General features: G+C 40.7%; 5 protein-coding genes and 1 pseudogene. 1 reads left to right on the forward strand and 5 read right to left on the reverse strand.

What is annotated here, in order from left to right:
* Positions 1 to 119 precede the first annotated feature (119 nt).
* From NBH15_RS28615 to NBH15_RS28635, 5 genes and pseudogenes are all read right to left on the reverse strand, one after another.
* Positions 120 to 809: pseudogene (locus NBH15_RS28615) on the reverse strand (Fic family protein); the annotation flags it as partial.
* A gap of 233 nt (positions 810 to 1,042) precedes the next feature.
* Positions 1,043 to 3,856: a M16 family metallopeptidase gene (locus tag NBH15_RS28620; protein ID WP_250824161.1), complete on the reverse strand. Its 2,814-nt coding sequence runs from the start codon at positions 3,854 to 3,856 to the stop codon at positions 1,043 to 1,045.
* Positions 3,857 to 3,917: 61 nt separating this feature from the next.
* Positions 3,918 to 4,391: a type II toxin-antitoxin system death-on-curing family toxin gene (locus NBH15_RS28625; RefSeq protein ID WP_250824162.1), complete on the reverse strand. Its 474-nt coding sequence runs from the start codon at positions 4,389 to 4,391 to the stop codon at positions 3,918 to 3,920.
* Complete coding sequence (locus tag NBH15_RS28630) at positions 4,384 to 5,400, reverse strand: DNA-binding protein (protein WP_250824163.1); 1,017 nt, start codon at positions 5,398 to 5,400, stop codon at positions 4,384 to 4,386. Before NBH15_RS28630 ends, NBH15_RS28625 begins: the two co-directional genes overlap by 8 nt.
* Positions 5,401 to 5,410: 10 nt before the next feature.
* Positions 5,411 to 5,998, reverse strand: coding sequence for an HU family DNA-binding protein (locus NBH15_RS28635; protein WP_250824164.1), 588 nt, complete (start codon positions 5,996 to 5,998; stop codon positions 5,411 to 5,413).
* 894 nt (positions 5,999 to 6,892) lie between these two features.
* Between NBH15_RS28635 and NBH15_RS28640 the strand changes: the two genes are divergently transcribed.
* Positions 6,893 to 8,068 carry a tetratricopeptide repeat protein gene (locus NBH15_RS28640; RefSeq protein ID WP_250824165.1) on the forward strand — a complete coding sequence of 392 codons (1,176 nt, stop codon included), beginning with the start codon at positions 6,893 to 6,895 and terminating at the stop codon, positions 8,066 to 8,068.
* The last annotated feature ends 105 nt before the right edge of the window (positions 8,069 to 8,173 follow it).

Here is an 8,173-nt window from a genome sequence, read left to right on the forward strand (position 1 = left end):
CATTGGTTGTATCATAGATCATGGATTACTTGTTGTGTGGTAACTTTAAAGTAATTCTTTCTTTGATATTTCCAATGGCTTTTTTCGTTTTAAGGGTATTTTTTCTTAAATTGATGACATTGACTTACAAGGTACAGGGTAATTAGTAATCTCCCTGTTCGGCCATTACCATCTAAAAAAGGGTGAATCGTTTCAAACTGATAATGTATCAGGGCTATCTTTAATAGTTCAGGGAAGAAAATAGAATTATTATGTACAAATTTCTCTATATCTTCCATTAACTCTGGAATTGAAGTACAAACCGGAGGAACAAAAATGGCATCGTTAATAGATGAACCTCCAATCCAATTCTGGCTTTTCCGGAATTCTCCCGGTTGTTTGTGTTCACCTCTGACCCCGGCAAGTAATACTTTATGTACATTTCTTATAAGCCTTGCAGAAAAAGGCAATGTCTCGAGCATTTTAATAGCTTCATTCATCGCAGATATATAGTTATGAACTTCGGTCCAATCGTCTCTTTTATCCAATGGCAAATCTTCTTTAGACATGAGTACTTCTTCCATATTTGTTTGAGTACCTTCTATCTTAGAAGATTGAGTCGCTTCTTTCATTATGTGCATGCTAATGAAAAGATCGATATTGGGTATATGTTCTGAATACATGTCTAGTCTGCCAAGCATTCTGTCCGCTTTGCTTAACAATGTTACTATCTCCATGTTTTCAATTACCCAAGGGTTGTTAATTAGGTTCGGTTGAAAACTCTTGTAGTAACCTTGGTTTATGTATGTGCCTGATTTAAAGTTTTTCATGATAATATCGGGGGAATAAACTAATTTTAGGATTTACCATCTAATTGAAATAAGCTGATGCGTTATTTTAGTTTTCGGTACAAAATTAAAATAAGCTAATACGTTATTTTAATTTTCGGTACAAAAGTAAAATAAGCCGAGTGATATTCCAATAAAATCGCCAAATTTAAAATAAGATAGTATCTCATACGAGTTTTGTCATATTTTAAATTTGGCGTATATGTTATATCGTTTTACGGCTCCATCACCACCTCAATACTGTTTCCCTGGTCGAGTAACTTTTTGGCGAAGGCCTGTATTTTGGCGGGAGTGATGCTGTTGACTGTTTCGACGTATTTGGTCGAACCGTCGAAGCCTTTGTAATAATAGTTGTCCAGCGTGTTTAACCAGTAACCGTTCTCCTGAAGGCTTTCTGCGTGACGTTTCAGGATGTTGTCCTGCGTCTTTTTGAAATCTTCCGGGGTCGGGCCGATGTCGGAGATACGTTTCAATTCGTTGCGGACAATCGTGTTCATTTTTTCCCGCTTATCCGGGTCAGTGTCGAAATAGGCCTGCAGGAATGTTTGTCCTTCCGGGAAGGAAGAGATGCGGGCGGATGTCTGTACGCCGTACGTTCCGCCTTCGTCTTCGCGGACCTTTTCGGTGTAAACAAGGTCGAGTACCTGCTTCAACATGGTGGCTGTAACGATATTTTCCAGGTTATAGTCCATCTGCCCGGAATAGAAATTCACGACGGAGGCTTTCGGCGTCTCCATCTGGCGTTTGAAACGGTTCACGTAGTCGCCTTTGCGGATGGCGGGTACTTCTTTCGGGTTGCCCTGCTCTATCTTGCCGTTTGCAGGTAATGTAGCCAGGTATTGTTCTACCAGCGGACGGATACTGTCGGTGTCGATGTTTCCTACGAAGGTAAAGACGAAACCGGAGGCATCGCCGAAACGTTCCTTATACATTTCCATAATACGCGGATAGCTGATATTTTTGAAATCGGCCGGATCGATGCGCATCGCACGCGGATTGTTGTTGTAAATGGCTTTCGTCAGCGAGTCGCTGAAGGCAACCATCGGATTCAGTTCCAGGTTCTTCAGCTGCGCTTTCATACGGTTTTCGAAGGAAGCGTATGCTTCTTCGTCCATGCGCGGAGCGGTGAAACTGAGGTAGATCAGTTCGAACAAGGTCTTCAGGTCGGACGGGGTGGAGGAGCCGTTCACATTTTCGCTGTCCAGTCCCAGGGAAGTGGAGCAGGATACTTTCTTTCCGGCCAGCATCTTGCCCAGGTCGGTAGCCGAGAAATTGCCCAGGCCGCCCAGTTCGATTACCTCATTGAACACTTTCAGATTGTCGATGTCTTTGTTGCCGAACAGTGTGCTTCCTCCCGGGCTGGTAGCCGTCATTTGTATTTCATCCTTTTTGAAGTCCGTGTGTTTCAACACGACTTTGATGCCGTTGCTCAATGTCAGGACGGTAGCGCCGAAGAGCGGATCTTCCTTGCTTTCCGTGATCTTGCCGGGTGCCGGCAATGGGGGGATCAACGGTTCGTCCGATAAGGTCTCCCGGTAAGGTTCGACAGGGATCTGCTGTGCTTTCATAAAGTCGCGGAGCAGTTCTTCGTCGGTAGGATAGGAGAGGCCTTCCTTTTCCGGACCGGTCAGGCTGATCACGATGTTTGTATCGCCGATCATATCCTGGATATACTTGTTGACCTGTTCTACCGGTACAGCCTGTGCAACCTGGCTGATCAGGGCGTATTCTGTTTCGATTCCGGGGATGTAACCGCCTTCGGTAAAGTGACGTACGTATTCCTTGGTGAATGTGCTGTTCCTTTGTTTGTCGCGGTCGTTGTAAAGGGATTCATATTGTTTCAACACATTGATGCGGGCGCGATCGTATTCCGATGGGGTGAAACCGAATTGTTTCACACGCTGCGTTTCCGTTACCAGCGCATTCATGGCCGAATCCACTTCGTTATCTTTCACCAGTGCGGCTACCGACCAGGCGCCTTTCGTTTTTGAGATCATAAAATCGCCGTCGGAAGCCTGGGCGGCAACGAACGGAGGATTGGCTTTCTGTACCATCTCGTTGAAGCGTTCGTTCATCATCGTGGCTGCTACGCTCTGGATATAATCTTTCACCAATCCGGCAATCGTTCCGTACATATCCTGCGGCATCTTGTCGTGTTTATAGGAGATGGACAGGATCGTGTTCGAAGCCTCTTTGTCCGTAGCCACGGAGATCAGCGGCATGTCATTGTCGGGCACTTCAAACATAGGGCGCGGAGCCGCGTTTACCGGTGCCGGGATGTCGGCAAAAATCCGTTTGACGGCTGTTTCTACCTGGTCGACATTGATGTCGCCTACAATGATGATCGCCTGCAGGTCGGGGCGGTACCATTTGTGATAATAATCGCGCAGTTCATCCGGTTTGAAATTGTCGATCACGTCGATTGTGCCGATCGGCATCCGGTGGGCATAACGGCTGTCCGGATAGATTTTCGGAAGCTGTTGTTCCCATATGCGGGCCTGTGCGTCCTGGCGTGTGCGCCATTCCTCGCGGATCACGCCGCGTTCCTTGTCAATCGCAGAATCGGCAAGCGTGATGAAGCCAGACCAGTCATGCAGGATCAGCAGACAGGAATCGACTACGCTTTCGCGTGTCACCGGGGCATTCATGATCATATAAACCGTTTCGTCGAAACTGGTATAGGCATTGAAATTTTCGCCCATACGCATACCGATGCTTTGGGTAAATTCGTCCATCCCTTTGTCCGGAAAGTTTTTCGAGCCGTTGAAGGCCATATGTTCCAGAAAGTGTGCCAGTCCGCGCTGGTTCTCTTCTTCCAGCATGGAGCCTACGTTTTGGGTGATATAAAAGTCAGCCCGTTCTTTGGGTTGTTCATTATGACGGATGTAATAGGTTAATCCGTTCGGCAACTTTCCATAACGAACCTGCGGGTCGATAGGTAACGGTTGCAATACCTGTTGCTGGGCAGCCAGCTGGAAAAGACAGAAGAAGCTCAACAGGAAAAAGATAAAAGATCGTTTTTGTTTCATTTTTATATTCATTTATTCTGTTTATTCGTTATCAATCAATAATATATATTCTGACCTTCGTTTATTCTTCTATATCATCTTGTATTCCTAAGGTTCCTTTATTCATAGCTTTAGCGATGTCTATTTTTAATCCTTCATCATAATCTGTCCCTGCTATAATACATTGCATAATGCGTTGTAACATTTCTTTGTCAATATGTGATGCAGCAACATGGTATATAATAGCTTCTACTTGTCGCATAAAGATACAGGCGGTCCAACAATATCCATTTTTATGAAGGAAATAAGAACCTAAAGTAAGGGCTATACGCTTATTCCCGTCATTAAAATAATGTCCTGAACAAAAACAAAAAACAAGATATGTCAGCTTTTCTACAAATGATGGATAGTATATGTCATTTTGTATGAAATCTAATGTAGATCGGATACCTTTTTCATCTCGAATTCCACTAAATCCTCCACCACTTTTTTCTAGCATTTTCTGATAGATAATTAAAGCTTCATCATAAACAATATATTTAATGTCATCATTCATTATCTGCCTGTTTTAATCGTTTTAAAACATCTTTATTATCCTCTAATATACGGTCGAAATCAATAGAGCTATCTCCTATAAACCTTTCAAACTCTTCGGGAGTCACCGCTTGCAAATATTCAGCAATATTGCCATGGTATACATCTCGGAAACTGAAATCTCGTGATGCCATTTTTGTACGGGCGTCACTTAAATATGGTTTTTGCATAGGGTGTTCGGTCAATTCATTGACAATATCTTCAACTTCATTTAGTGTTAATTTTATGCCACCTTTCGATTTGTACGTATCTTGAATAGCAGCGCCTACGCCATTTTCGAAAGAAGAAATAACAAGTAGAACTTCAGCGTAAAGCGTATGACGGACATTGTCTTTTGTGTTCAGCTTTAAAATCTCACGATACTCTTTAGCATTTTCTCGGAAAACAGCTTTATATATGTAATCTGTTATTAATGCATATTTCATGGTATAATGACCGTCTACACATGTATTAATAGTTGAAGTTAGATTCTTACGATAGTTTTCTTCTTTGATTGCTGCCGGCAAATAGTTTATGTCACGTCTATTGATAAACTTTGTTCCGCCGCCTGTTTTTTCATTAATGGTCGCAATTACAACGTCCAAAATAATGCTTCTTACAATTTTAGCCTTTTCACTGTCAGTTAACATCATGCCGATATTTAAAAAGGAACGGAAATTAAACAACCCGAGTTGTGTAGTTTTGCTCGCCTCATTTATAAGGTGAGCAAATTGTAACTTAAATTCTTTCAGCTGTTTACCTTTACTTAAAATGTATCCGTTATGTTTTAATTCCTCCCCATATTGCAAAAGATATCTATCAATTGTTGAAATGTCGACTTCATAAAAGTCTGCTACCATTTTTTTTGTGAATCTATATTCACCATCGAAAAGCATTCCTTCAATTTTAAGTTTATCTTGAATGTTCTCGACTGCCAAACGGTTGTTAAGGATATTTTGCCGTTCTATATTTGATAGGGTTAAGTCTTTCATTTTTCCTATTTTATTTATTATCTGCAGTTAATACATACATAACATGCGTGCCGCCTCCTATTTTGGATACAACATTTTTCTCTGTGAATAGTTTCAGGTCGGCGGTAGCACGATAACGTGAGCAGCCGTTCAGTCCGGCGTAATCCGGGGTTGTAATCCGTTTGTTTCGTTCCAGATAATCCAACATTCGCTTTTCGCGTTCCTCGAACGTTAATTTTTTAGGTGTTTTGGTATGTTTCAGTTCTGCATTCCTCAGTTCTTCTTTTAGCTTTTCCGAACAACGGAAGTTTACGCTGTCTACCGTTACGGTTATTTTCATTCCGTCGGCAGATGGGCGGGTACGCAGTGAAGGCGAGAAATGTCCCAGTTCTTCCAACTCCACATGTTGCCCGCTTTCCAAAGAAAATCCGATCGCCCATACGAACGAGTCGAGTACAGCCTTCACATCGGCCGAAGAGATCGTCGATCGTGAGCAGATCATTTTGCATAGATGATCCATTTTTACCGTGCTGTCGCACAATGCCCGTGCATGGATTAACTTCGGACCTTTCCTGCCTTTCGGCCGTGGCGTTTCGTGGATTTTGAATCTGATTCCCATTTTTATTTTGTTTTATACTGGTGTGCCTGAAAAACAACACGTAGCCTTCCCGTTTTTCTGCCGACGGAATTGCCTGTCGACAATTGTCTGCAAGCCTGTCGATAATCATGAGCAGGTCTGTCGACGATTGTGCGCAGGCCTGCTCATGATTATCGGCAGGAAAAGGTTGAGGGCAAATATACGATGCAATAGCAGGAATTGTACTCAGGGTAGGTATAATTATGGAATATTTATACTAATACTTTATTTCTATATCTTGCCGATAGAATTTGAACATGAAATATATTTCAGTCGGAGAATTTGCAGGAAAGTACGGTGTGTCAGAGCGCACGGCACGTAATTATTGTGCAGTCATCTGATCCTGTTTAAAGAATACCTGGCAAACGGACATGTCCCCTTCATTATCACCGAAGAATTGAAAATGTTCTTTTTCACAAATGACAATATGATTATTATTTAAGTGTTTTGTAAACGGATTAATATGTTAAAAAATATTACCCGGTTGGGTATTTTATTTTACCCGGTATATTAATCCGATTTACCTGGTAGAGTAGTGACATTTTGATAATGGAGGAAATCTTTTGTAAGAAGTAAGATTACGGAATGTTGTTCGGTACTTGTTCGGTCAACTTGTAGGAGGAAGTGATATTTTTGTGTTAGACTCACGTTAATTTAATTCTTTAATAGATATAATTATTTGTTTGTAGCTGTATTGAAAAAAATTGATTATTAATAGCTTTGGATTGAATTGTTTCATTATCTTTGAGGCTATAACAATTATGCCATGCAGCGATGAGGTACCTATCTTACATAGTATTCTGTCTGTTCTCTTTCGCGATGTGTACTGAACAACCCAAAGAGTTATTGCTGGAACTGTCTTATGCAGAGTCGCTTATGCAACGTTGCCCGAACAGTGCCCTGGTGGTATTGGATTCAATGGAAGTACCCTCTCCGTCAGATAAATTTCAATATGCTACGTGGTGTTTGTTGATTACCCAGGCACGTGATAAAAACTATGTAAAGCATACTTCTGATTCTTTGATCAATATTGCATTGGCTTATTTTGAAAAACAGGATGATCCGGTACGGAAAGCGTCAACTCTATATTATGAAGGACGGGTTAACCATGATTTACATAATGCGGAAGAGGCAACTGATTATTATTTACGGGCTAGGGATGTGGCGAAGAATACGACGGATTATAGATTGTTGTATTTGATCAATACTCATTTGGGGACATTATATGCTTATCGCAGTTTGACTGATCTGGCTTTGGATGCCTATGTGAATGCACAAAATTATTCAATTCAATTAAAGGACAGTGCGCTCATCTCAAATTCTTATTCCTATTTAGGGCGTGTTTCAATGCTTAATAATAATGTGGAGGAAGGGTTGGATTACTATAAAAAAGCAATAAGGATTGCGGAGCAGTCAGGGAGTTTAAAAGCTTTAACACTTGCTTATGGGGAAATACCGTCCGTGTACAGAGCTTTATCCATGCTTGATTCATCTATATATTATCTACAGAAGTCAAAGGAGATAAAAGAACAATATAACACTTCAGCCTTGCCACAAACGTATTTAGGAATTGGAGAAACCTATTATTATATGGGACAATCCGATTCTGCTTATTTTTATTTAGAAAAGGCATTGAATACAACAAATCTTTATACAAAACAAGATGCAACACAAACTTTATATTTTTTATGTAGAGACTTAGATAAATATGAAGATGCTATTAAGTATAATGAGCAATATTGGGTTTATAAAGATTCTATAGATAACATAAATCGTAGTTCTGAGATTGCCAAAATTCAGGCAAAGTATGATCAAGAGAAATTATTGAATATAAATAATCGATTGGAGAATAGTGTATTATGGGGTGTGGTTGCATTATTAATGATAATATGTGTACTGATATATATTTATCAGCAAAAGTTGGTTAAGAAAGAACGTACAATTGAAGAAAATAAAGATCTATTACAGGCGCGCTTAAGGCAATTGCATGAAAATGAATCTATAATTCATGAGAATGAAAATCTTATAGGAGCTTTCATTACTGTCCCGTAAAAGTGGATAAATAGTTCTTTGAAATAATTGAAATATAGTCTATTAGATACTACTTTTTAGGCGCGACGATTTGAAATCATACCTTTGAGGTCAATTAAGGTGACC

The sequence above is a fragment of the Parabacteroides caeci genome, assembly GCF_023656795.1.
GTDB classification, from domain to species: Bacteria; Bacteroidota; Bacteroidia; order Bacteroidales; family Tannerellaceae; genus Parabacteroides; species Parabacteroides segnis.